Origin of the sequence: Bacillus sp. GMa5/1 (assembly GCF_050172015.1) — a bacterium.
Classification (GTDB): domain Bacteria; phylum Bacillota; class Bacilli; order Bacillales; family Bacillaceae_G; genus Bacillus_A; species Bacillus_A cereus.
In genome coordinates this window covers 21,343-46,232 of the sequence record NZ_JBNLYC010000012.1, presented here as the reverse complement: position 1 = coordinate 46,232, position 24,890 = coordinate 21,343, and the positions used below count along the sequence as shown (strand labels likewise).

The following is a 24,890-nucleotide window of genomic DNA, read 5'->3' as shown; positions in this document are numbered from 1 at the left end:
TATAATGATTCAGTATGATTTTTTTAATTGATAGGAGGATATATTTATGAAGGCATATCGCTTTCCACTTATTTTATTATCTTCTATCCTAATTGGTGGTTTCATTGGTTATTTCATGGGTGCCGATGCAGTTGCTTTAAAGCCGCTTGGTGACATTTTCTTAAACTTAATGTTTACGATTGTTGTACCTCTAGTGTTCTTTAGCATCGCATCGTCTATTGCTAATATGGATGGATTAAAACGTTTCGGTAAAATTATGTCTAGTATGGCTGGGACTTTCTTATTTACAAGTATTTTAGCTGCTATTTTTATGATTATTGTCGTGAAAGTATTCCCGCCAGCACAAGGTGTTGTACTAGAACTAACACAACCTGACAAAGCCGGCAAAGCTGTTAGTGTGGCAGATCAAATCGTCGGTATTTTAACAGTATCTGACTTCTCGAAGTTACTATCTCGTGAAAATATGTTAGCTCTTATTTTCTTCTCTATCTTAATGGGGATTGCAACTTCAGCAGTTGGCGAAAAAGGAAAGCCATTTGCTACATTCCTACAAGCTGGTGCAGAGATTTCAATGAAGGTTGTATCTTTCATTATGTACTACGCTCCAATCGGACTTGCTGCTTACTTCGCAGCATTAGTTGGCGAATTCGGACCACAACTTCTTGGAACTTACTTCCGAGCAGCAATGGTATACTATCCTGCTTCTCTAATTTATTTCTTTGTATTCTTCACATTCTATGCATACCTTGCAGGTCGCAAACAAGGTGTACAAGTATTTTGGAAGAACATGGTCTCTCCTACAGTTACATCACTTGCAACTTGTAGTAGTGCCGCAAGTATTCCAGCAAACTTAGAAGCAACAAAGAAAATGGGTATTTCTTCAGACGTTCGTGAAACAGTTGTCCTTCTTGGTTCTACTCTTCATAAAGATGGCTCTGTTTTAGGCGGCGTATTAAAAATTGCTTTCTTATTCGGTATTTTCAACATGGAATTCGAAGGACCGAAAACATTAGCAATCGCACTTGTTGTTTCTCTATTAGTAGGAACAGTAATGGGCGCTATTCCAGGCGGCGGTATGATTGGTGAAATGTTAATCGTTTCTTTATATGGCTTCCCGCCAGAAGCATTGCCAATTATCGCAGCAATCAGTACAATCATTGATCCTCCTGCAACGATGTTAAACGTAACAGCAGATAACGCTTGTGCCGTAATGACAGCTCGCCTTGTAGAAGGTAAGAACTGGATTAAAAACAAATTTGCTTAATAAATAGAAAGAGGATGCTCGTTTTGAGCATCCTCTTTCTTTGTTGTTAATCCATTCCGCCACAAATTTGTTAAAACCTTCACAAATATTCCACACCTCTTATCCATTCTCCGTACTATAATCATGTATGGAAAAGGAGATGGATCTAATGACTCAAAGCGCACCAGAATTTAAAGTTTTGCAAAGCATTGCATTTCTCGCTGTCGTTTTGCAAAGTTCTTTATTATATACAATGAATCAAGGAAATGTCTTACTTGAGCAATCCCTCATTATGGGCATGCTATTTAATCTTGCAAAATTCTCAGCACCAGCATTCATATTTATCGTTGGATTTCACTTAATTCGTCACTATACAAAGCAATTAGTATATAAAGAATATATTTCCGAAAAAGCGATACACTTACTCATTCCGTATTTCTTTTGGTCTATTCTTTACTTATTAACAACAAATGATCTTATTACGTTACAAAGTGGAATAAAAAGTTTATTACTCGGAACAGCCGCTCCCCATCTTTGGTACGTTATTATGATGTTCCAAATTCACTTATTGTTCCCTTTACTATGCACACTTTTTTATTGGTTTCAAAAACGAACAGAAAATAAAAAAGACATATATAAATATATGACCTTTTTCGCTTGCCTATATTTTCTATTAATGTGGTTCTCTTCTCACTATATTTTTAATGGAGAAAAATTAACAAGTTCAACAATTTTACATTATACAGATCGATCATTTCTATTCTACTCATTCTATTTCGTTATGGGCGGCATTGCCGCTGTAGCACTAAAAACTTGGCGTCTATTCGTCATGAAACATATCCCGCTTATAACAATATTATTTTTCATCTTATTTTTATTCATCAATTATGAGTTGTTTAGTTTTTACGGAGCAAACTCTATTCATTTAACTGTTTCTACCTATTTAAAACCATCTATGTTTTTATATATCGTATGCGAAATTATCATACTGTATGTGTTATCTATTATGATAGTACAGCGTCGTGGTTTCTTATATAAAACGTTACGTTTCATTGGTAATTACACGTATGGTGCTTATTTAGCTCATTTATTCTTCTTGCAACTATGCACAAAACTTCTTTCCTTATTCACACTGCAAGAAAATACTATATTATATGCCCTATTACTATTTGTGTTAACGGCCATTATCTCTATTTCAACAATGGTCATTTGTAGCACAATACCATTTCATACTTGGATTACAGGGCCTTCTCCTACAACAAAGATGAAATGGACGAAGGTTGTATTACGAAAAAATCATAAAAAACTATTCAAGCCATATATTTGATATAATAATACGCATATAAAAAGAAAGCGAGAGACACCTATGATTAATCAAGTTGGACAAATTATGCTATATGTAAATAACCAAGACGAAACAGTACAATTTTGGACAGAAAAAGTAGGGTTCCAAATCATTGCGGAAGAAAATAACGGAAACGGATTCCGCTGGATTGAAATTGCACCGGCGAAAGAAGCAGGAACAAGCATCGTCCTTCACGATAAAGCGTTAATCGCGAAGATGCAACCTGAACTAAACCTAAATACACCTTCACTTATGTTCTTCTCAAATGACTTAGACCGTCTATATAAAGATCTTTCTGAGAAAAATGTCACAGTTGGACAGGTTGTAGATTTACCTACTGGTAGAGCATTCAACTTTGCTGATAATGAAAATAATTACTTTGCAGTAATGGAACGCAAATAAAAAATAAGCTATCCGAAAAAATCGGATAGCTTATTTCATTTTAAGAAACTTGTTCTGCATTCGTTTCTCTATGCTGTATATGGCTCGTGATCCAAGCAATTCCACCGGCAACAACGAGATAACATAACAATATTAAAATTTGCATTTGTAATTGCGACCAATCTCCTAAAGAAATAACATCTTGTAATCCTCTAAGAGAATGAGACATTGGGAGAAACTGTCCAATTTTGCTAAGAACAGCTATGTTTAATTCTCCTGGGAAAGTACCTCCGCTCGTCGCTAATTGCAGGACAAGAAGCGTTACCGCTAAGAACTTTCCAACAAGACCAAATACTGTTACTAACATAAGAATAAATGTCATGAACGTAAAGGAAATAACAATACTTGATAAAACAAAAAGTGGCACACTTGCAACTTCTAATTTCATAACTCCTAGCACAACTACATCTACGAGTAGCGCTTGAATGAGTCCAATTAAATATACCAATCCTAGTTTATTAATAAAATGTACCGTTCCGCTTACCTTCATGTTTTGTCTGCGGCCAAGAGGTAAAATATTCGATGCCATAATTCCGCCAACATAAAATGCAAGTGATAAGAAATATGGTGCAATGCCTGAACCGTAGTTAGGAACGTCAGAAACTGTTGACTTCACTAACTGAACTGGCTCTGAGAACATCGTATTGCGTGCATCATCATTACGAACATCCGCTATCTTCTCTGCGCCCTCTCCTAATTTCGTAGAAAGTTCTTTCGCACCATCATCAAGTTTAACAAGTCCATTTGTTAATTTACTAGCACCGTTATTCAGCTCCGTTCCACCACTCGCAAGCTGATTTACACCTTCTTGCAGGGATGTAAATCCATTTCCCCACTTCATAAATCCATCAGCCAAATTCGATGCACCATCTGCTATCTTTTTCGTTCCAGCAGTAGCTTCATTTAACTTAAATCCGAATGTATTCATGCCTTCTTCAATCTTATGTTGACCATCAGTTAGCTTCTTCGCACCTTGTGTCAATTGTTGTTGGCTATTATTTAAAGTACTTGTTGCTTTAGCTAGTCCATTAGACGTAGCAACAATTTTTTGAAAAGCGGGATCTTGCTGCACTTCCGGATGATTTTTCACGTACTCTTCTAATTGTTGTTTCACACTATTTGCCGCATTGTCCGCTTTCGCTTGCCCTTCAGCAAGCTTCTCACTTCCGCTCACCCATTCATTTGTACCAGCACTTAATTCACTAACTCCTGATTGTAACGTTTTTTCACCTTGTGCTAATAACTCCATACCACTATGAAGTGATGTAGCTCCTTGACTCAGCTCATTTGCTCCCCCCGTTAAGGCAGATTGGCTAGACGCAAGCTTGTCACTTCCTTCTTTCAATTTCGATGTCCCGTCACTTAAACGATCAATACCATTCGCAAGCTGATTCGCTCCATTTTTTGCATCGGTCGTTCCTTCATGTAACTTCTCAGCACCATTACTTGCATCAATCAACCCTTGTGCCAAATCTTGAAACTTTGAAAAAACACCTTCTGTATATGATTTCGTAATACTATTCGAGATTTTTGTTTTCATATTTTCAACAGCCGTCGTTCCAATTTGAGCCGCTACAAAGTTTTTACCTGGATTTACTTTGTACTGCAATTGTGCCGGCTCTGGTTTCTCATTCATAAGTGTACTTACCTTTTTAGAGAAATCTTCCGGAATCGTAACAACCATATAATATTTATCTTCTTTTAACCCTTCATCAGCATTTTTTTCTGATACGAAATGAAAAGCCAATTCCTTATTCTCTTTTAAATTTTTAACAAAATCGTCTCCTGCATGAATTGTTTTTTCATCCATCGCAGCGCCCTTATCTAAATTCACAATCGCAACAGGTAATTTATCTAATTTTCCGTACGGATCCCAATATCCAGCTAAAAAGAATCCTGAATAAATTAACGGAACGATTAATAAAAAAATTAAAGCGATACGTCCATGTTTATGGTGCCACATCGCTTTCCAATCTTTAAATATAAGTTTAATTCCCTTCATGAAACATACTCCTCTTCTAATTTAACACCCTTCGAATGGTTTAACAGATTTACTATACACGTCACTTTACATACTGTATAATACATCTTTAATTATTAATTCATTCCTTTTGGTCTATAGAAAGGAGACTCGAAATGGAACTGCTCCAGTTAAAATACTTTCAGACAGTTGCACGACTAGAACACATGACAAAGGCAGCTGAAGAATTGCATATCGCGCAACCTTCACTCAGCAAAACAATTGCTAGACTCGAAAAGGATTTAGGAGTCCCTTTATTTGATCGCCAAGGCCGACAGATTACTTTAAATTCTTTCGGAAAAGTATTTTTAAAACGAGTAGAACGTATTTTTCATGAATTAAGTGAAGGAGAACGAGAAATTAAAGATTTAGCCGAATTACAACAAAGCTCTATTACACTGGCCGTTTCTATTCCAAGAATATTACCAGAACTACTTGGCTCTTTTTTACTAGAACATCCTAACGTTCGATTCCAACAATTTCTTGCATCCACTCCTTCTATGAAACGACAACTAGATAATATAGAAATTGACTTTTGTATCTCCTCTGTGCCAATTGAAGGTGAGGAGATTGTTTGGGAACCACTTATTACAGAAGAAATTTTCTTAGTCGTCCCTTCAGGCCATCGTTTATCAGGCCGAAAAAATATCCACCTGCATGAAGTAAAAAACGAACCGTTTATTAGTATGAACACTGGCTATGGATTTCGACACTTAACGGATGAATTTTGCAAAGAAGCTGGTTTCACTCCGCATATTGCTTTTGAAGTAGATGAACCGACCGTGATTAGTGACCTCATTAAGCAAGGTCTCGGCATCGCTTTTGTTCCAAGTTTAACTTTATTAAAAAACTCTACTTTAGCATCAAGCAAGTTGCGTATTATTGAACCCAATTGTCAGCGAACCATCGGATTAAGTTGGTCAAAAAAACGCTACTTATCAAAAACAGCTCAGCAATTCCGTGAATTCGTGATTGATTACTTCTCCAACATTAGGACGTAAAATTATATCAACAAATAAAAGTTGCCACCCTCATATGGTGGCAACTTTTATTGTTCACTCTTTTTTAATTCCATTTCAGCTAAAAGTGGTAGTACATTATCAAAAATATGCGTATTATTATTTTCACCTGTTACATATCCACCATAATATCTACTAAATACGTTATCATTTCGGAATGTGGCCATATGATCATACAATTCTTTCGCAAACTTTTTATCACCTGTTTGTAGTACGTACAAAATCGTTAATCCGTATGCGGCTGGCGATTCATAATTCACAGTTTGTTTTCCCGTTTCTAAATTGTAACGACCGTATAGCTTTCCATCCTCCTGGAATTTCTTCTTTATAAATTCCAAATAAGCAGTTGATGAAAGACCACCTAAACTTCGATGATATGCAACGTATGATTGGTCAATAAGATTCACTTCTTTATCGTACGTAAATGTACCATCTTCTTTATACTCTTTCGGGAATGCCCAGCCATGCCTTGGATAGTCCGCTAAAAATTGAACGACTTCCTGATATTGCTGAGCAGAAACTTTGTCGTACTTCTTCATATAGGAGAATGCACGTGGATTTATGTATGATGTTGTTACAAAATCATTTTGTTTCCCTGCATCTGCATCATAATAATCAACATAATAATTATCTTTTTTATTATAACGAAGTACAGCATCACTTAATTGATCGGCAAGGTTTTTATAACGCTCTTCCTTATACATTTCATAAGCACGATATAATTGTTCTATAATACGAAGATCATCTATAAGTGCATTTGTAGCTGACTGCCTCTCTCCCTTTTCAGAGAGTTTCCATAAAACGATATGATTCTTATATACGAAATTATCTTGAATAACCTTTACTTGCTCATCAAATAACGCCTGATCATCTTTATCAAGTGTATATTGTAACCATAATCCCGCTGATTCTGATAAAGCTTCACGTCCCTTGGCTTCACCCGTACCTGCCTTAGTATCTACTAAACGATACGTGGCAAGAGTTCCATTGTCATTCACCATATGTCTTAAAATAAAATTTTCTGTACGGTTTCCTTGTAAAGCTGACCAAAATACAATTCCACCTAAAGCGATTAAGAAGATAACTCCAATCCCTATATATAAACGTTTCCGCAATCTTTTCACCTCCCTAGTAAGGCTAACCTTAATTTTATCAGAACATACATAAATTTTAAAAAGACAATCCACTAGATTGTCTCCCCCATTTCTATCCCTCGTAAACCTCTTTAGAAGGTTTATATAGCGATTGTACAAGCCGATCATATTCACGACGTGTAATCTCTTTATTATATAGCTTCAATAATAAATCTCTATGCTCTTTTGAAAATGCCATCTTTTTAATGACTTCAGGATACATAAAACACCCTCTCCATTTCACATAAACTTCTTCTTTTCTAAAAATAGAACTTATGTTCGCATAAAAGATTATAAAAGATTCCTGTAAAAAAAACAAACAAAACATGAGAAACTATTTATTTCTTTCTATTCAAAATATTACAACATTATATTATCATATTCACTTTTTAAATACATATATATTTTTGGTAGTTTTTTTGAATAAATCTTCCAATTCAATCAGAAAATAATGGCAAAAAAGAAGAGGAGTTTACATATGGATACGGTAACATTAGCAAGAGCATTTTTTGGTTCTTCATTAGCATTCCACATTATTTTTGCAACACTTGGCGTCGGACTTTCATTGATGATTTTTATAAGCGAAATACTCTATCACTGGAAGAAAGACTCCGACTATGCCATTATGGCGAAAAGATGGACAAAGGCGTTTGCTATTCTTCTCGGTGTAGCAATTCCAACTGGAACAATTGTTGGTGTGCAAATCTCACTTCTTTGGCCTGGTTTCGCCAAAATTGTTGGGCAAGTTATTTCTGTTCCCTTCCAAATTGAGATTTTCGCCTTCTTTTTGGAGGCTTTATTCATGTCAATTTACGTATATGCAGCCGATAAACTTCCTCCATTTATGAGATTAATCTCGCTATTTTTCGTCATGCTTGGTGCCACGGCATCCGCCGTGCTTATTACATCAGCAAATACATGGATGAATACACCAGCAGGCTTTTCAATGAATCCAGATGGATCTGTTTTTAACGTTGATCCGTGGAAAGCTTTCTTTAATCCAAGTTTTGGCACAAGTGCATTTCATGTCGTTATTACGGCTTATGCAACCGGTGCGGCTGTCATTGCTTCTATTGCTGGATTTAAATTATTGAAGAAAAATTTAAGTACACGTGAAATTGCTTATCATAAAAAAGGGCTGCTATTAGGGCTTGTCGTTACATTTATTACAGGCGCTACGATGTGGCTTTCAGGACATGAATCAGCGATTGCCTTACATAAACACTCACCTGAAAAACTTGCATCTGCTGAAGCTTTATTTGAAACGACATCACACGCACCGCTATCCATTGGCGGAGTTGTGGATCCTAATACACTTGAACTAAACTATGCACTTGAAATTCCAAACATGCTTAGCTTATTAGTGGGACTAGACCCTAGCACTGTCGTAAAAGGACTAAACGAATTCCCACAAGAAACATGGCCACCATTTTATACACATACACTATTCAACTTAATGGTAGGAACTGCTGCGTTTACCTTTGCTGTTGCAACAATTGCACTCTTATATTGGTATTTCGTGTACCGAAAAAAGGGAACAGAACTACCGAAGTGGCTACTTTGGGGGGCTGCCGCATGCGGACCAATTATGATGCTCGGTATTGAATTCGGATGGATTTTCAGTTGTAGCGGTCGTCAACCATGGACAATTTATGGTATGCAACGTACCGTCGATGCATCTACACGCGCTGATTTCGTCGGTCCTTTATTTGTTTTGTTCATCATTTTGTATATTGGACTCGCTATTTTAACAGTCATTGTTCTACGGACATTCTTTAGAAGACATCCATTAAAGAATGATTTACAACACCAAGGAGGCGATTCTCATGTATGAGGAAAGTATTGCAATCATCATCTTATGGGCCCTTATTTTCGTATACAGTATACTAGGGTCCATTGATTTTGGCGCTGGTTTTTGGGGCATGGTATACGCAAAACATCCGACGCTCGCTGCTAAACTTGCGAATCGGTACTTATCACCAACTTGGGAAGTAACAAATACGTTTCTCGTTTTCGTCGTTGTCGCATTTCTCGGCTTCTTTCCGAAAGCGGCCTTTACTCTTGCGACAGTAATGTTCGTACCAGTTATGTTAATTTTAGTGCTCATTGCAGTACGTAGTACATTTATGGTATTTGCTTACTCCTTGCCAAAATACCAATACCTTCTTCGGGTTATTTCAGGTATTACTGGTCTATTAATTCCAGCACTATTAATTACCGTTTTACCCGTTACAGAGGGAGCCTATATTACAATGTCTGAAGGAAAGGAAGTACTCCTATATGGAAAACTTCTTTCTAGCCCAGTTATCTACTGTTATATGCTCTTCGGACTAACTTCTGAACTATTTCTCTCCTCTCTCTTTCTTGCTGATTTTTCGAGAGAACAAAGTTCAGAAGATACGTATAGAATTTATAGAAGAAATGCTATCATCCTTGGTCCTGCAACGCTCGTTACGGCAATTATTGCCCTCGTTGTAATGGATCCAGAAACACATTGGGTTATGCAAGGATTAATAAAGCAATTCCCGTGGTTTACAGTTTCTATTGTTTTATTCGTTATCGGATACTCGTCCCTTTGGTGGACAAACAAAAAGTACAATACACTAGGATACCCTCGCATTGCCGTTTTAGCTGTCGTCGCTCAATATGCATTTGCAAGCTATGCTTACGGGGTCGCGCATTTACCGTATATTATTTATCCTGACGTAACTGTATTTACAAGCTTTACAACGAAAGAAACGTTCTATGCACTGCTCATTCTATACGCAATTGGGATTGCAATTTTATTACCAGGATTTATTTTCTTCTGGAACTTATTCTTGAAGGATCGTACTTTTTTGAAGGAAAAATAATATAGCATTGGAGTCTGTTCCAAAAGGCATTTTGGGATAGACTCCTTTTGTCGTGTTTTGTCGATAAGTCGATATATTTTAAAAATCGCTGATATATTTTGAGTTGCGCCGATATATTTCAATAATCGCTGATATATTTTAACTTGCGCCGATATATCTCAATAATCGCTGATATATTTTAACTTGCGCCAATATATCTCAATAATCGCCCATATAAATTTCATTTACTATCTTACTGCCCAATAATTTATAGACTCCTCTCATAATAGTTATTTCACTATTCGTGACACTTGTCCTTTAGCATGAAAAACACATATTCGGTTCATCTCGTTATACGTCTAGTTCTTCTTATTTTTTGCTGAATATACTACCAATATAAACTTGAGACAAGCTACATCTGTTCAAGGGAAAATAGAAAGGTAGGCAAAATATGAGCATTGAAATATGGATTACTATTATTGTATTTTTCTTAACGATGATCGTTATCTTTTGGCGACCTCGCGGCTTAAATGAGGCATGGCCAGCAGCAATCGGAGCTGGTATCATCATAATTACTGGACTTGTATCAAAACCAGACATCATGGATATTATAAGTAAAATTGGCGGTGCTTCCATAACAATATTAGCAACTATTGTTATGGCAGTTATATTAGAAAGCTTCGGCTTCTTCCATTGGTCTGCAGCGAAACTAGCAAATTTAGCAAAGGGTTCTGGGCGCCGTTTATACTGGTATATTCAATTATTATGTTTTCTTATGACTCTTTTATTTAATAACGACGGTAGTATTTTAATTACAACTCCCATTTTAATTCTTCTTCTAAAAAACCTTCAATTAAAACCACATCAACAAATTCCTTATTTATTAAGTGGTGCTTTAATCGCTACGGCATCTAGTGCACCAATTGGTGTAAGTAATATCGTAAATTTAATTGCATTAAACATCGTCCATATGACTCTTTATATGCATACTGCTATGATGTTTGTACCTGCAACATTAGGCTTATTATTTATGTCATGGCTCATGTATACAGTTTTGAAGAAAAAACTTCCGAAAAAATTACCTGTTTCTTCATATGATATTGAAGAAATTTTCTTCACGAAAAACTTCCATCCATTAAAAGGAAATAATTCTGTTGATACGAAACAAAAACGGACAAGATTCATGTTAAAAGTATTAGGTTTCGTCTTCCTTATGCGCTGTCTTCTATTCGTTGCATCCTTCTTATCCATCCCAATTGAAATCGTTGCGGTACTTGGTTCACTCGTTCTGCTCATTTGGAGATGGTACTACTTACGAACAAATCCTGTCGACATTTTGAAAAAGACACCGTGGCACATTTTAATTTTCGCCTTCTCTATGTACGTCATTATTTACGGACTACACAACGCAGGATTAACAGCTGCACTTGTACAATGGCTCGAGCCAGTTGTGAATCAGCATCTACTCTATGCTAGCTTTGCAATGGGCGGACTTGTATCCATCCTCTCTAACGTCTTCAATAACCATCCTGCCCTTATGATTGGTACAATCACATTAACAGAAATGGGACTAGATCCAGTCACATTAAAAACTATCTATCTTGCAAACATCATTGGTAGTGACATCGGTTCACTATTACTACCAATTGGTACGCTAGCTTCACTCATTTGGATGTATATTCTGAAACAAAACAAAATTAAAGTAAAATGGAAAGACTATTTAAGTGTATCCCTTATCGTTATCCCGCTCACAACAGTCGTCACACTATTCCTCTTATTCTACTGGGTACATCTCTTCTTCGCCTTATAAACAACAGAAGCCCCATTTGCTACCGTCTTAGCAAATGGGGCTTCTTCTATAATAAAGTTAGGTACTACAGTGTGATCAATCAAGTAAAGAGGTGTAACATGTTATTGATATAAATGACTACCAGCTTCTTTAAATTCTTCTGCTTTCTCTTTCATTCCTTTTTCAATTGCTTCTGTCGTTTCTAAATCATTTTCTTTTGCATATTCACGAATATCATGTGAAATTCTCATACTACAAAACTTCGGTCCACACATTGAACAGAAGTGAGCTGTCTTTGCCCCTTCTGCAGGCAACGTTTCATCATGATATTCCATCGCACGTTCAGGATCTAAAGATAAATTAAATTGATCGCGCCAACGGAATTCGAAGCGTGCTTTTGAAAGTGCATCATCACGCTGATGAGCCGTTTTATGTCCTTTCGCAAGATCAGCCGCATGCGCTGCAATTTTGTACGTAATAACACCCGTGCGTACATCATCTTTGTTTGGCAAACCTAAATGTTCTTTCGGCGTTACATAACAAAGCATCGCTGTTCCAAACCAGCCAATCATCGCAGCTCCAATTGCAGATGTAATATGGTCATAACCTGGTGCAATATCTGTCGTTAGTGGCCCAAGTGTGTAAAACGGCGCGCCCTGACAAATATCAAGCTCTTTCTCCATATTCTCTTTAATTAAGTGCATCGGTACGTGTCCAGGTCCTTCAATCATAACTTGCACATCATGTTTCCAAGCAATTTTTGTTAATTCACCAAGTGTTTCAAGCTCAGAAAACTGTGCTTCGTCATTTGCATCTGCAATAGACCCTGGACGTAATCCATCTCCAAGAGAGAACGAAACATCGTACTGCTTCATAATTTCACAAATCTCTTCAAAGTGAGTATATAGGAAGTTTTCTTTATGATGGAATAAACACCACTGCGCCATAATCGAACCACCGCGCGAAACGATACCTGTCGTACGCTTTGCCGTGATTGGAATATAACGAAGCAATACACCAGCGTGAATCGTAAAGTAATCAACGCCTTGCTCCGCCTGCTCAATTAACGTATCACGATATACTTCCCACGTTAAATCTTCTGCAATTCCGTTTACTTTTTCCAGCGCTTGATAGATCGGTACAGTTCCAACTGGTACAGGCGCGTTACGAATAATCCACTCACGCGTCGTATGAATATTTTTACCTGTAGATAAATCCATAATCGTATCCGCACCCCAGCGCGTTGCCCATGTCATCTTCTCTACTTCTTCTGCAATCGAAGAAGATACAGCTGAGTTTCCGATATTCGCGTTTACCTTCACATGAAAATTACGCCCGATGATCATCGGTTCAGCTTCTGGATGATTAATATTCGCTGGTAAAATAGCGCGGCCTTCTGCGATTTCCTTACGAACAAACTCCGGCTCTACCCCTTCACGAATCGCAACGTATTCCATCTCAGACGTAATAATGCCATTACGTGCATAGTGCATTTGCGTAACATTTGCACCTTGCTTTGCTCTAAGTGGCTGGCGATCCATTTGCGGGAAAACAGGTGTATGCTTCGAAGCTACTTTCACACCGTCATCCTCTGGTTTCACTTCACGCCCTTCGTATGCTTCTACATCACCACGCCCCATAATCCAAGAATGGCGCGGCGTTGGAATTCCTTTTTCCAACTCGACCTTATACGCAGGATCTGTATAAGGACCGCTCGTATCATACACACGGATTGGTGGATTTGGAACGCCATTCGTTTCGCTTTGTTCAATCTCACGCATCGGCACTTTCATACCTTCTCGTGGTCCATCCACATATACTTTCTTACTCCCTGGTAAACTCGACTTCAATTCAATTTTCTCAGCTGAAACAGATTGTTTCATAAATTTTGTTGCCCCCCTGTTCGTGACAAGGACAAGATATGGCCAGCGCATGCCAAAATAAAAAGAGCCAGGTCCATAAAAAAATAAGGACCTGGCTCATAAAGACATCATTATGTAAAGCCGTTAACTTCCCTACGCTGGTACGAGCCAGATCAGGTCCAAAGGGTTAAGAAGTTCACGCGCTTCTCTCTCAGCCTACGCATACGTTAGGCACCCCTAGTTTATCACTGATTTAATTTTCAATACTTTCCCATCATACACGATAATCTGAAAAATGAAAAGTTTATTTCTTTTGCTCTTTACGGAATCATCCACGTTAAATAATACGCCTGCACATACGTCATAATACCAACAATAATTACGAAGAATAAGCTATGCTTCACTGTAAAACGGAACAAATCCGATTCTTTTCCAGCAAGACCAACCGCCGCACAAGCGATCGCAATCGACTGCGGGGAAATCATTTTCCCTGTTACACCGCCTGTTGTATTTGCTGCAACAAGAAGCACTTCAGATACGCCGACTTGCTGCGCTGTAATGGCTTGTAAATTTGAGAACAGTGCATTCGCAGACGTATCAGACCCTGTTAGGAATACGCCAATCCAGCCTAAGAATGGTGAGAAGAACGGGAATAGTCCGCCAGTTCCGGCTAATGCTAACGCTAACGTAGAAGATAGACCAGAATAGTTTGCGATAAATGCAAACCCTAGTACAAATCCGATAGATAGAATTGGCATTTTTAATTCGCTTAACGTTTCTTTAAATGTCACTACTGCATCTTTTACATTCATTTTCAAAATAAACATGGAAATGATACAAGCAATTAAAATCGCTGTTCCAGTTGCCGATAATACATCAAACTTCAAAATTGCCTCGTAAGGCGTTGGTTTATTTACAATTGGCTCTGCTTTCATTACTAAATTATGCAGACCTGGAATTTCAAACTTAAATACAAGACTTTCTAAAGCCCCTCCTGGAGCGAATAATGCCTTAAAGAAACTTTGGCTCCAAATGACTACCATAACCGTTAATACGATAAATGGAGACCATGCTTTCACTACTTTTCCAAACGTTAATTTCGGCATCGATGCCGCTGTCGTTGTTACTGCTACTTCACTATTTGGTTGCCCGGATTGATAAATTTCTTTCGGCTGCCAAACTTTTAAGAACAGCGCTAAACTAATTAAACTTACAAGTGCCGATGTAATATCCGGAAGTTCCGGTCCTAAAAATGTCGCTGTAATGAACTGCGTAATCGCAAATGAACTACCCGCTACAAGTAACGCAGGCCACGTTTGTCTTATACCTTTAAATCCATCCATTAAAAATACGATAAAGAATGGAACAAATAATGATAGGAACGGTAATTGATGCCCAGCCATTTGTCCAATTTTATGTGGATCAATACCTGTTACTTGTCCAGCAACTGTAATCGGAATTCCCATCGCTCCGAACGCCACTGGTGCAGTATTTGCAATCAAACAAAGACCTGCTGCGTATAAAGGATTTAACCCAAGACCCGCAAGAAGCGCTGCTGTAATCGCTACTGGTGCCCCAAATCCTGCCGCTCCTTCTAAAAATGCTCCAAATGAAAATCCAATTAAAATAACGAGTAGACGATGATCGTTCGTAATCGATAATACCGATGCACGAATCACATCAAATTGGCCTGTTTTCACAGAAATTTTATATAAAAATACGGACATAATGATAATCCAAGCAATTGGCCATAACCCATACAAAAAACCGTACCCGGTTGCTGCCATTGCCATCGTGAACGGCATTTTATAAGCGAATAACGCTACTAAAACTGTAAGTACAACTGTAATAAATCCTGCCACATACCCCTTCATGCGGAAAACTGCTAAAGCTAAGAAAAAAAAGATAATCGGAATAAGTGCGACCGCTGCCGAAATCCAAATGTTTCCGAATGGATCATAAACTTGTGTCCATGTGTTCATTGTTCTCTCCCCCTAAAGAATCCCCTTTTAAATAGAATAACCTCATCAATAGACTATCAGGTCATCATACCTTTAAGCCTAAAATAAAAAAAACGTTTAAGAAAACGTTTTCAACAACTTTCATTTATACTGTACCATAACAATTTCTATTAAAAAAGATTTTTTTGAAAATTTTATTATTTAACAGAAAATCTTACAAAATCGTCACGTTCTTGTAATGTTCATCGATAGGAAGTTTGCTAAAATTATTGCATAATAATAGTATAACAACAGAAATTATTCATGAGGTGATATATATGAACGGAAATAAAATATTAGCTGCGTTATCATACTTTAGTGTACTATTTGCCCCTATCTTATTCCCTATTATCGTTTGGATCGTGGGAGACGCTGAAACAAAACCACATGCAAAACGTGCTCTATGGACACACATCATTCCAAGTATCGCTACATTCATTGGCGTAACTATTCTAGGAATTATGGGTCTTGGATCTGATCAACCAGATGTAACACTTGGAATTGGATCAATGATTGTCTTAGCTATTTGCGGAATCATCAGCTTATACTACTTCATCTGGAACATTGTAAAAGGAATTAAAGTGCTGAAAGCTTAATTTTAAACAAATGTTTGTTTAAAAAGGGCCCCTTGCAATTTGCAAGGGGCCCTTTTCCTAATTCGTTCACTTTATCTTCTGCGTTTCTTCTTTTTTCTCATCATTTTCTTTCGGCGCGTATTCACTTTATCCGCTATAATGTGGAGCGTACTTGCCACAACAATTCCCATTAAGAACGTTACAATTTCAACCTCATGCTTCTTCGCAATTTCTATTAAATTACCATCCAGTGCGATTACATTTAATAGTAATAAAAATGGAGAAAAGACGATTAACATGTACGCAATACGAATTACATCACCAAGTATAATCGTATGTGTAAAGAAAGATCGATGCGGCATTACTTTCTTATAAGGATACCAAAATATACGTAAGAAACCCCATTTGTTATAAGCATTACTGTACGTATCTAAATCTGGTGTTAAAAATGAAGTACCTACTAAAAAACCAATCGCAAAAGTTAATAAAAAATCAAAATTTGTTAATCCATACGAAAAGAGCAAAAACAAAACAACCGGAAGGGATATTAAGTTTATTTTCGTATGCGTTCTTCCTGATGGCATAATGCACTTCCTCGCTTACGTTCGTCCTGTCACCTTATGACAGGTTTCACCTATTGACCTAATTTCTGATCGATAAATGTTGTGTCTATATCCGAACCAAACCATTCTGCCAACTTCACTCGTGCCTTATCTTTCACATCTTCATTGACGTATAACGACACCTGTATTAGTGCGGCCGTTAACGCCCCCAAATCATCCGTATAGCCAATTCCAGCAATGAAATCTGGAATCGCATCAATCGGTGCAATAAAATAAGCAAGTGCTCCAATTACAATAATTTTCACTCGTTTTGGAACATCGGGTCTTTGCAAAACGTAAAACAGTAATAAACTTGCATAAATGACAGATTGCCCTGCTTGCTTTGCAACATGTTTTACTTTCTTCCAAAACGCTTCAACTGAAAATTTTTGTTTCATGTAAAAAGCCTCCCTATTTTTAAAAAGAAATAAGCTACAATATGTTATCAGTAAAAGTTCATGGAAATTACACAAAACCTATCAATGAACTTTTATTGTAACAAACAAACCAAAAAAGAACAAATGTTCGTTAATTTTCACACTATTTCCTTCATATAATAGATTTCTAGATAACCCTTACCCATCTTCATTTCTTATTTCTCAACAAAGAAAATTTTCACTTCCACTTAACATTCTGCTCTACCTTTGTTATATTTTCTAGTTGACGGACATATAAACGAATGTTAAAGTTTTCTCTGGTAGTGACAAATCTTATACAAAAAATGTAAAATGTTATAGTGTTTCTCAGAAATGAATTTTGTTGTATAATACAGAAATGACGTTATGCTTATGAGCAACAAAAGAAACCAAAAGGGTATGCATAGTTATAGTCGTATATGGGTGAATATAGAACCTTTAATTATGGCCAAGAAAACTATGTATTTTTTATTTTAGCATTTTTCGCTCCAAAATCGACCAAGCCTGATAGAGAAAGGGTGGAAATGAATGAAAGAAACCTTGAAATCACAATTTCAAAATGTGCGTTTCACTGTATTCGTAGCTTTAGCCTTATGGCTGAAAACTTACCTTATTACACGCACAAGCTTTGATTTAAAACTTGAATCTTTCATGCAAGAATTCATTTTATTCCTTAGCCCATTAGCAGCATCATTACTGCTTGTTGGTCTTGCATTATTTGCAAAAGGGAAAAAACGTAACTATATAGCACTTGGAATTAATTTTGTCTTAACAATCGTTCTTGTTGGTAACGTAATGTTCTACGGATTCTACAATGACTTCGTTACATTACCGGTGCTAGGACAAACATCTAACTTCGGAAGTTTAGGTTCTAGTGTGAAAGAATTATTTAACTACAAAATTATTCTTGCATTTGCAGACATTATCGTTTTCTTCGTTCTATTAAAGAAAATGAAGAACTTTGCACCTACAGAGCGTGTAGCACGCCCGATGCGTTCTCTATACTTCGTATCAACAGTTGCTATTTTCTTCGCAAACTTAGGACTTGCAGAAGCTGAACGCCCAGAACTATTAACACGTTCATTCGACCGCGTTATGCTTGTTAAAAACTTAGGATTATATGTACATCAAGTATACGATCTTGGCTTACAAGCAAAATCAAGTTCACAAAAAGCGTTCGCTGACGGTAGTAAATTACAAGAAACAGAAAACTACGTAAAAACAACACAAAGTAAACCAGATCCAAATATGTTCGGTACTGCAAAAGGGAAAAACGTAATTGTTGTCTCTCTTGAGTCATTACAAACATTCTTAATTGGTGCAACAGTTAATGGACAAGAAGTTACACCATTCTTAAACCAATTTACGAAAGAAAGTTATTACTTTGATAACTTCTTCCATCAAACTGGTCAAGGTAAAACATCTGATGCTGAATTCCTAGTAGATACTTCGTTATATCCACTAGACCGCGGTGCTGTATTCTTCACACACGGTAACAATGAATATACAGCAACTCCAGAAATTTTACGTCAGCAAGGGTATCACACGTCGGTATTCCACGCAAACAACGCAACATTCTGGAACCGTAACATTATGTATCCAGCACTTGGTTATGATCGTTACTACAACGAGCTTGACTACAAGATTACGCCAGAAACAAAATTAAACTGGGGATTAAAAGATATCGAGTACTTCGATCAATCTATTGATATGTTAAAACAAGTGAAGCAACCATTCTATACTCGCTTCCTTACTTTAACGAATCATTACCCATTCACTTACGATGACAGTACAAAATTAATCGATGAATACAATTCTGGTGATGGAGTATTTGACCGTTACATGGTAACTGCTCGTTACTTAGACGAAGCAATGAAACACTTTATTGAGCGTCTAAAAGCAGAAGGTATTTACGACAACTCAGTAATCGTATTCTACGGTGACCACTACGGTATTTCTGAAAACCATAACCGTGCAATGGCACAGTTCTTAGGAAAAGAAGAAATCACTGCATTTGACCATATGAACTTACAAAAAACACCGATGTTTATTCACGTTCCAGGTCAAAAAGAAGGTAAAACAATTTCGAAACCAACTGGTGAAATTGACATTAAACCAACTATTCTAAACTTACTTGGTGTAGATTCTACAAATGACGTTCGATTCGGTCATGATGTATTCTCACCTGATAATAAAGGATTCGTTGTTCTTCGTGACGGTAGCTTCGTTACAGATAAATACATGTACACAAACAGTACATTCTATGACCGTGCTACTGGCGAAGTTGTACAATTACCGAAAGAAGAATCCCAGCCACTAATTGATCGTGCCCAAAATGAATTGAACATGTCTGATAAAATCATTGAAGGTGACTTACTTCGCTTCTCTGAAAGTAATAAGATCAAAACTGGTGAAGTAAAAACAGTTATTAAAGAAGAAAAGAAGAGCGCTGAGTAATCTCAGCCTCTTTTTTATTTTCTTCCATACAACTACTTATATTCATTAACTTTAAAATTACATAACCTTTACCAAATATTCACATAGTGTTAATGAAGAATCTCTATAATAAAATATGTAAACGAGGTTCTACATATTTCTTATCTCTCATCTTTCGTAAGATCCCTTAAAGAAATGTGTAAATCTTTTGTTTCTACTTTCTTATAATTGTCTTTCAACTTGTTTTGTTTCCATACACAAAGCATTCAACGAGACAATGTCCCTATGAAAGATAGCTACCCTCCTTGTGCAGCATTCCATAAGAATGTTGCTTTTTTTTATTTAAAAGCAGGATTCTCATTTCTTATTTTCGAATTTGTATATACAAAATGCTGTAAAGTGAAACTTTAATCAGCCCTCATCAATCGGGCATTTACGGGCAGTGATTCGCCCACTTCACTTCTTTGCTCTACCCGAATTTGTAAGTAGGGGCTTTACTGCCGTTAATGCGGGGTAGATCATCCTTATTTCTCTATGATTTACAAATACATATATGGTCATATGTAGAGAATTGCTCACATAAAAATTACTATAGTGATTTTTATCTCGCATGAATGAAAGTTTCACGTTACTTACGTACTTACGAAAGGATGGGACGGAAATTGGCATACGAAAAATTTGTACTTTGGAATGATGAAGTTATTGATACAACAAAACAACAAACGTACATAGAACTTGAAGAGAGAGGTTCGCAGTTCGGAGATGGTGTCTATGAGGTTATTCGCCTATATAAAGGGAACTTTCATTTATTAGATCCGCACATAACGAGATTATATCGATCCATGGAAGAAGTAGAATTATCGCTCCCTTTCTCAAAAGCTGAGCTCATCACTTTACTTTACAAATTAATTGAACGAAACCATTTCCACGAAGATGGCACCATTTATTTGCAAGTATCTCGTGGTGTACAAGCTCGCACACATGTATTTTCATATGACAACCCTCCGACAATTTATGCCTATATTACAAAAAAAGAACGACCAGCTTTATGGATTGAATATGGTATACGCGCTATATCAGAACCCGATACTCGATGGCTACGCTGTGACATTAAATCATTAAATTTATTACCAAACGTACTAGCTGCTACGAAAGCTGAACGGAAAGGCTGTAAAGAGGCACTTCTCGTAAGGAACGGTATTGTAACGGAAGGAAGCCATTCCAACTTCTTTTTAATTAAAAACGGAACGCTTTACACACATCCAGCCAATCACCTTATTTTAAATGGCATTATTCGTCAATATGTCCTTTCTTTAGCGAATACTCTTCACATTCCTGTGCAGGAAGAACTTTTCAGCGTTCGTGACGTTTATCAAGCAGATGAATGCTTTTTTACAGGCACAACGATTGAAATTTTACCAATGACCCACCTTGATGGGACCGCGATTCAAGATGGGCAAGTTGGGCCTATCACCAAAAAACTGCAAAAATCTTTTAATCAAATCTTATTACAATCCAATATGGCATCTTCTTAAACACGAATAATTTCTGTCCTTTCATATTCAATATATGCATTTAAATGGAAATCAAGGTGTAATTTTATGCCTTGATTTTTTTCTTGTAATCTTTTTGTCATATTCAGATTCCTATATAAGTCTTGACAGTAATCGACATGCTCTTTAGAATTTTTAACAGTTGGTAAATATTTCTTCACTACATTACAGACAGAAAGGAATCGACAAATTATGAAAAAGTATCTTGCCGGTCTTGCGGCAGTGTCTGTAGCAGGAGGAGCAGCACCTACACTTGATAGTGTTCAAGCTGCACCTGAACAAAATACACAAAAAGCTGCTACAACTGTCCAAGCTTCTGCATCAAACAGCTCATCTTATAAGGTAAACGCGAGCGTATTACATGTTCGTGCGGGATCAAGCACTTCTCACGACATCATCTCACGCGTTTATAACGGTCAATCACTAAACGTGATTGGCGAAGAAAACGGTTGGTTCAAAATTAACATTAATGGACAAACAGGCTTTGTTAGTGGCGAATTTGTATCAAAAAGTGGCGCAGCAAACAACAATGTAAGTACAGGTGGCAACAATAAAGTTACCGCTGATGTGTTACGTGTACGTACAGCTCCTAACACATCTAGTTCTGTTTCTGGGCGTGTATATGAAGGACAAACATTAAACGTAATTGGACAAGAAAATGGTTGGGTGAAAATTAACCATAATGGACAAGTAGGTTATGTAAGTGGCGAATTCGTATCTGGCGTTTCTTCTAATGCAGGTTCTTCAAACAACAATACGAATAATAACAACCAAGAAGTAAAACCAGCAAGCGGAAACTATACAGTAAATGTATCTTCCCTTCGCGTTCGTACAGGTCCTAGCACTTCTCACACAACTGTAGGTTCTGTGACAAAAGGACAAGTAGTACAAGTTGTTGGAGAAGTTCAAGATTGGTTCAAAATCAATTACGCAGGACAAACTGCTTATGTAAGCAAAGACTATGTAACAAAAGGCGGTTCTAACGAAAACGTTACAGAAGGCAACAAACAAGAGCAAAACAATAATAATGGAACTATTCAAACTGGCGGTTCTTACGTAGTTAACGCTACATCTTTACGTGTTCGTACAGGCCCTGCCGCTTACCATAGTGTAATTGGTGGCGTTTTAAATGGTACAACATTAAACGTAGTTGGATCTGAAAACGGTTGGTTTAAAGTAAATTACCAAGGAAAAACAGGCTTTGTTAGTAGCGAATTTGTAAAATTCGTTAAAGGTGGTACTACTACTCCTGAGCAACCAAAACAACCTGAAAAACCTAACCAAGGTGCAATTGGCGACTACTACATTAATGCTTCTGCACTAAATGTACGTAGCGGCGAAGGTACAAATTATAGAATCATAGGCGCACTTCCACAAGGACAGAAGGTTCAAGTAATCTCTGAAAACTCTGGATGGAGCAAAATTAACTACAACGGTCAAACTGGTTATATCGGAACACGTTACCTATCTAAAACACCAGTTGGAGGCGCAGTAGATAATAAGCCTAACAATAACCAAAATAACAATCAAAACAATAGCAACAATAATAATACAGGCAACAATAGCGGCGACAGTTCTTCCGTACTTGCATATGCAAAATCAATGCAAGGTGTACCGTACGTTTGGGGCGGAACTTCTGCTAACGGCGTAGACTGCAGTGGCTACATCTACCACGTATTTAAGAAATTTGGTCATAACATTAGCCGCCAAAGTGTTGCAGGATATTGGAGTAGCCTACCAAAAACTTCAAGTCCACAACCTGGTGACCTAATTTATTTCCAAAACACTTATAAATCTGGTCCTTCTCACATGGGTATTTACCTTGGGGGCGGATCGTTTATCCAAGCTGGAGATAACGGTGTAGCAATCGATTCATTAAGTAAATCTTATTGGAAGAGCCACTTCTTAGGATACACGAAAGCACCTTAATTAATAGTTTCAAAGCCTTCTAGTTTACTAGAAGGCTTTTTTGCTATGAGTTCAACATATTACTCCCTTTCTCCTACCTTCTCTCTACAAAAATAATGTATCCATTCTTCCATTTCATACACTTTATTCTACAAAAACAATGCATAACGTTATCATAATGTATATATTTTCATAAAAAACATAACCTATTTCATGTCTATTTATTTTATATGTGTTTTTTTGAAGAATTTTCTTTTTATTTAAACTTTTCATTAGACGTTTGACCTCCGATGTCCATTATGATAAGTTACTAAAGATGTTATATTCGCAAACGTATAGACAACTGGTTTATACACTGTTTTTACTATGAGGAAGGAGCATACACTGCATGAATCTTTTATGGGGAATTGGCGGCGTGATTGGAGTATTAGCAATTGCTTTCTTACTATCTTCCAACCGCAAAGCTATTAATTGGCGCACAATTTTAATTGCGCTAGCATTACAAATGTCATTTTCATTTATCGTATTACGATGGGATGCTGGTAAAGCAGGTTTAAAACACGCTGCTGACGGTGTTCAAGGATTAATTAATTTTTCTTACGAGGGAATTAAGTTCGTTACTGGGGATTTAGTCAACGCAAAGGGACCTTGGGGATTTGTATTCTTTATTCAAGCACTACTTCCAATCGTATTTATTAGTTCATTAGTAGCAATCTTATATTATTTCGGTATTATGCAGAAATTTGTTAGCATCGTTGGTGGTGCATTAAGTAAACTTCTTGGAACTTCTAAAGCAGAAAGTCTAAACTCAGTAACGACTGTATTTTTAGGACAAACTGAAGCTCCAATTTTAATTAAACCTTACTTAGCACGCTTAACAAATAGTGAATTCTTCACTATTATGGTAAGCGGTATGACAGCTGTTGCTGGATCCGTTCTTGTCGGTTATGCAGCAATGGGTATTCCGTTAGAGCACTTATTAGCAGCTGCAATTATGGCGGCTCCATCGAGCTTATTAATTGCGAAACTAATCATGCCAGAGACAGAAAAAGTAGATAATAACGTTGAACTTTCTACAGAACGTGAAGACGCAAATGTTATTGATGCAGCTGCACGCGGCGCATCTGAAGGTATGCAACTTGTTATTAACGTAGCAGCAATGTTAATGGCTTTCATCGCATTAATTGCTTTATTAAATGGATTATTAGGATGGGTTGGTTCTCTGTTCGATATTAAACTTAGTCTTGATTTAATCTTTGGTTACTTATTATCACCATTCGCAATCTTAATCGGGGTTTCTCCTGGTGAAGCGATACAAGCAGCAAGCTTTATCGGTCAAAAACTTGCAATCAACGAATTCGTTGCATACGCAAACTTAGGACCACACATGGCAGAGTTCTCTGACAAAACAAATCTAATTTTAACATTTGCAATCTGTGGATTTGCAAACTTCTCTTCTATCGCAATTCAATTAGGTGTAACAGGAACGTTAGCTCCTACTCGCCGTAAACAAATTGCACAATTAGGGATTAAAGCAGTTATCGCTGGTACATTAGCGAACTTCTTAAACGCAGCAGTTGCAGGTATGATGTTCCTATAAACTTATATAGAGTCTTCTCTTTCTACAAGAGGAGACTTTTTTCATGCAATCCAAACGTCTTTTATGTATCTATTAATCAATTTATCCTAAATATAGGCACATTATGATACAATAATG

The 24,890-nt window shown here is 37.0% G+C and carries 19 protein-coding genes and 1 riboswitch; of the genes, 12 read left to right on the top strand and 7 right to left on the bottom strand.

Features of this window, described 5'->3' with window-relative positions; genetic code table 11:
* Nucleotides 1-46 precede the first annotated feature (46 nt).
* From ACQGSG_RS05345 to ACQGSG_RS05335, 3 genes are all read left to right on the top strand, one after another.
* The gene (locus ACQGSG_RS05345) at nucleotides 47-1,264 is read left to right on the top strand and encodes a dicarboxylate/amino acid:cation symporter (RefSeq protein ID WP_000649376.1); all 1,218 of its coding nucleotides are present in this window, start codon (nucleotides 47-49) and stop codon (nucleotides 1,262-1,264) included.
* Between the two features lie 148 nt (nucleotides 1,265-1,412).
* Nucleotides 1,413-2,570: an acyltransferase gene (locus ACQGSG_RS05340; protein WP_000194317.1), complete on the top strand. Its 1,158-nt coding sequence runs from the start codon at nucleotides 1,413-1,415 to the stop codon at nucleotides 2,568-2,570.
* A 39-nt stretch (nucleotides 2,571-2,609) separates the two neighbouring features.
* Nucleotides 2,610-2,990, top strand: coding sequence for a VOC family protein (locus ACQGSG_RS05335; protein ID WP_000610162.1), 381 nt, complete (start codon nucleotides 2,610-2,612; stop codon nucleotides 2,988-2,990).
* Between the two features lie 40 nt (nucleotides 2,991-3,030).
* Here ACQGSG_RS05335 and ACQGSG_RS05330 read toward each other — a convergent pair whose 3' ends face one another.
* Complete coding sequence (locus tag ACQGSG_RS05330) at nucleotides 3,031-5,031, bottom strand: YhgE/Pip domain-containing protein (protein ID WP_098869936.1); 2,001 nt, start codon at nucleotides 5,029-5,031, stop codon at nucleotides 3,031-3,033.
* Nucleotides 5,032-5,165: 134 nt separating this feature from the next.
* Here ACQGSG_RS05330 and ACQGSG_RS05325 point away from each other — a divergent pair, with 134 nt between their 5' ends.
* A complete protein-coding gene (locus ACQGSG_RS05325; protein ID WP_000421928.1) occupies nucleotides 5,166-6,050 on the top strand; it encodes a LysR family transcriptional regulator in 885 nt (294 codons plus the stop codon).
* A gap of 47 nt (nucleotides 6,051-6,097) precedes the next feature.
* Here ACQGSG_RS05325 and ACQGSG_RS05320 read toward each other — a convergent pair whose 3' ends face one another.
* Both ACQGSG_RS05320 and ACQGSG_RS05315 read right to left on the bottom strand, forming a co-directional pair.
* On the bottom strand, nucleotides 6,098-7,183 hold the full coding sequence (locus ACQGSG_RS05320; RefSeq protein WP_141521790.1) for a transcriptional regulator: 1,086 nt from the start codon (nucleotides 7,181-7,183) through the stop codon (nucleotides 6,098-6,100).
* Between the two features lie 91 nt (nucleotides 7,184-7,274).
* Complete coding sequence (locus ACQGSG_RS05315) at nucleotides 7,275-7,424, bottom strand: hypothetical protein (RefSeq protein WP_000283181.1); 150 nt, start codon at nucleotides 7,422-7,424, stop codon at nucleotides 7,275-7,277.
* A 255-nt stretch (nucleotides 7,425-7,679) separates the two neighbouring features.
* Here ACQGSG_RS05315 and cydA point away from each other — a divergent pair, with 255 nt between their 5' ends.
* The 3 genes from cydA to ACQGSG_RS05300 all read left to right on the top strand — a co-directional run bounded on the left by cydA (nucleotide 7,680) and on the right by ACQGSG_RS05300 (nucleotide 11,842).
* A complete protein-coding gene (gene cydA, locus ACQGSG_RS05310) occupies nucleotides 7,680-9,035 on the top strand; it encodes a cytochrome ubiquinol oxidase subunit I (protein ID WP_000381987.1) in 1,356 nt (451 codons plus the stop codon).
* A complete protein-coding gene (locus ACQGSG_RS05305; protein WP_000272788.1) occupies nucleotides 9,028-10,053 on the top strand; it encodes a cytochrome d ubiquinol oxidase subunit II in 1,026 nt (341 codons plus the stop codon). Before cydA ends, ACQGSG_RS05305 begins: the two co-directional genes overlap by 8 nt.
* A gap of 430 nt (nucleotides 10,054-10,483) precedes the next feature.
* Entirely contained in the window at nucleotides 10,484-11,842 is a 1,359-nt protein-coding gene (locus ACQGSG_RS05300; RefSeq protein WP_000021120.1) for an arsenic transporter, read from the top strand.
* Nucleotides 11,843-11,943: 101 nt separating this feature from the next.
* On the opposite strand, the gene thiC is transcribed toward ACQGSG_RS05300, so the two are convergent.
* Together thiC and lldP are read right to left on the bottom strand one after the other, a co-directional pair.
* Nucleotides 11,944-13,704 carry a phosphomethylpyrimidine synthase ThiC gene (gene thiC, locus ACQGSG_RS05295; RefSeq protein WP_098869937.1) on the bottom strand — a complete coding sequence of 587 codons (1,761 nt, stop codon included), beginning with the start codon at nucleotides 13,702-13,704 and terminating at the stop codon, nucleotides 11,944-11,946.
* Nucleotides 13,705-13,816: 112 nt separating this feature from the next.
* A riboswitch (TPP riboswitch) is annotated at nucleotides 13,817-13,932 on the bottom strand.
* Between the two features lie 71 nt (nucleotides 13,933-14,003).
* Nucleotides 14,004-15,665 (bottom strand): L-lactate permease, encoded by a 1,662-nt coding sequence (gene lldP / locus ACQGSG_RS05290; RefSeq protein WP_325842553.1) that lies wholly within the window; start codon nucleotides 15,663-15,665, stop codon nucleotides 14,004-14,006.
* A 296-nt stretch (nucleotides 15,666-15,961) separates the two neighbouring features.
* Between lldP and ACQGSG_RS05285 the strand changes: the two genes are divergently transcribed.
* Nucleotides 15,962-16,279 (top strand): DUF4870 domain-containing protein, encoded by a 318-nt coding sequence (locus tag ACQGSG_RS05285; protein ID WP_001014099.1) that lies wholly within the window; start codon nucleotides 15,962-15,964, stop codon nucleotides 16,277-16,279.
* A 71-nt stretch (nucleotides 16,280-16,350) separates the two neighbouring features.
* On the opposite strand, the gene ACQGSG_RS05280 is transcribed toward ACQGSG_RS05285, so the two are convergent.
* Both ACQGSG_RS05280 and ACQGSG_RS05275 read right to left on the bottom strand, forming a co-directional pair.
* Nucleotides 16,351-16,842, bottom strand: a complete 492-nt coding sequence (locus ACQGSG_RS05280) for a metal-binding protein (RefSeq protein WP_001139060.1) — start codon at nucleotides 16,840-16,842, stop codon at nucleotides 16,351-16,353.
* 50 nt (nucleotides 16,843-16,892) lie between these two features.
* On the bottom strand, nucleotides 16,893-17,258 hold the full coding sequence (locus tag ACQGSG_RS05275; RefSeq protein WP_000810369.1) for a YkvA family protein: 366 nt from the start codon (nucleotides 17,256-17,258) through the stop codon (nucleotides 16,893-16,895).
* A 546-nt stretch (nucleotides 17,259-17,804) separates the two neighbouring features.
* On the opposite strand from ACQGSG_RS05275, the gene ACQGSG_RS05270 reads away from it, so the two are divergent.
* The 4 genes from ACQGSG_RS05270 (at nucleotide 17,805) to ACQGSG_RS05255 (ending at nucleotide 24,773) form a co-directional block, all read left to right on the top strand.
* Nucleotides 17,805-19,733, top strand: a complete 1,929-nt coding sequence (locus ACQGSG_RS05270; protein ID WP_000665358.1) for an LTA synthase family protein — start codon at nucleotides 17,805-17,807, stop codon at nucleotides 19,731-19,733.
* Between the two features lie 629 nt (nucleotides 19,734-20,362).
* Nucleotides 20,363-21,247, top strand: coding sequence for a D-amino-acid transaminase (locus ACQGSG_RS05265; protein WP_074595267.1), 885 nt, complete (start codon nucleotides 20,363-20,365; stop codon nucleotides 21,245-21,247).
* 210 nt (nucleotides 21,248-21,457) lie between these two features.
* The gene (locus ACQGSG_RS05260) at nucleotides 21,458-23,194 is read left to right on the top strand and encodes an SH3 domain-containing protein (RefSeq protein ID WP_048568622.1); all 1,737 of its coding nucleotides are present in this window, start codon (nucleotides 21,458-21,460) and stop codon (nucleotides 23,192-23,194) included.
* 367 nt (nucleotides 23,195-23,561) lie between these two features.
* On the top strand, nucleotides 23,562-24,773 hold the full coding sequence (locus ACQGSG_RS05255; protein WP_001051029.1) for a NupC/NupG family nucleoside CNT transporter: 1,212 nt from the start codon (nucleotides 23,562-23,564) through the stop codon (nucleotides 24,771-24,773).
* The last annotated feature ends 117 nt before the right edge of the window (nucleotides 24,774-24,890 follow it).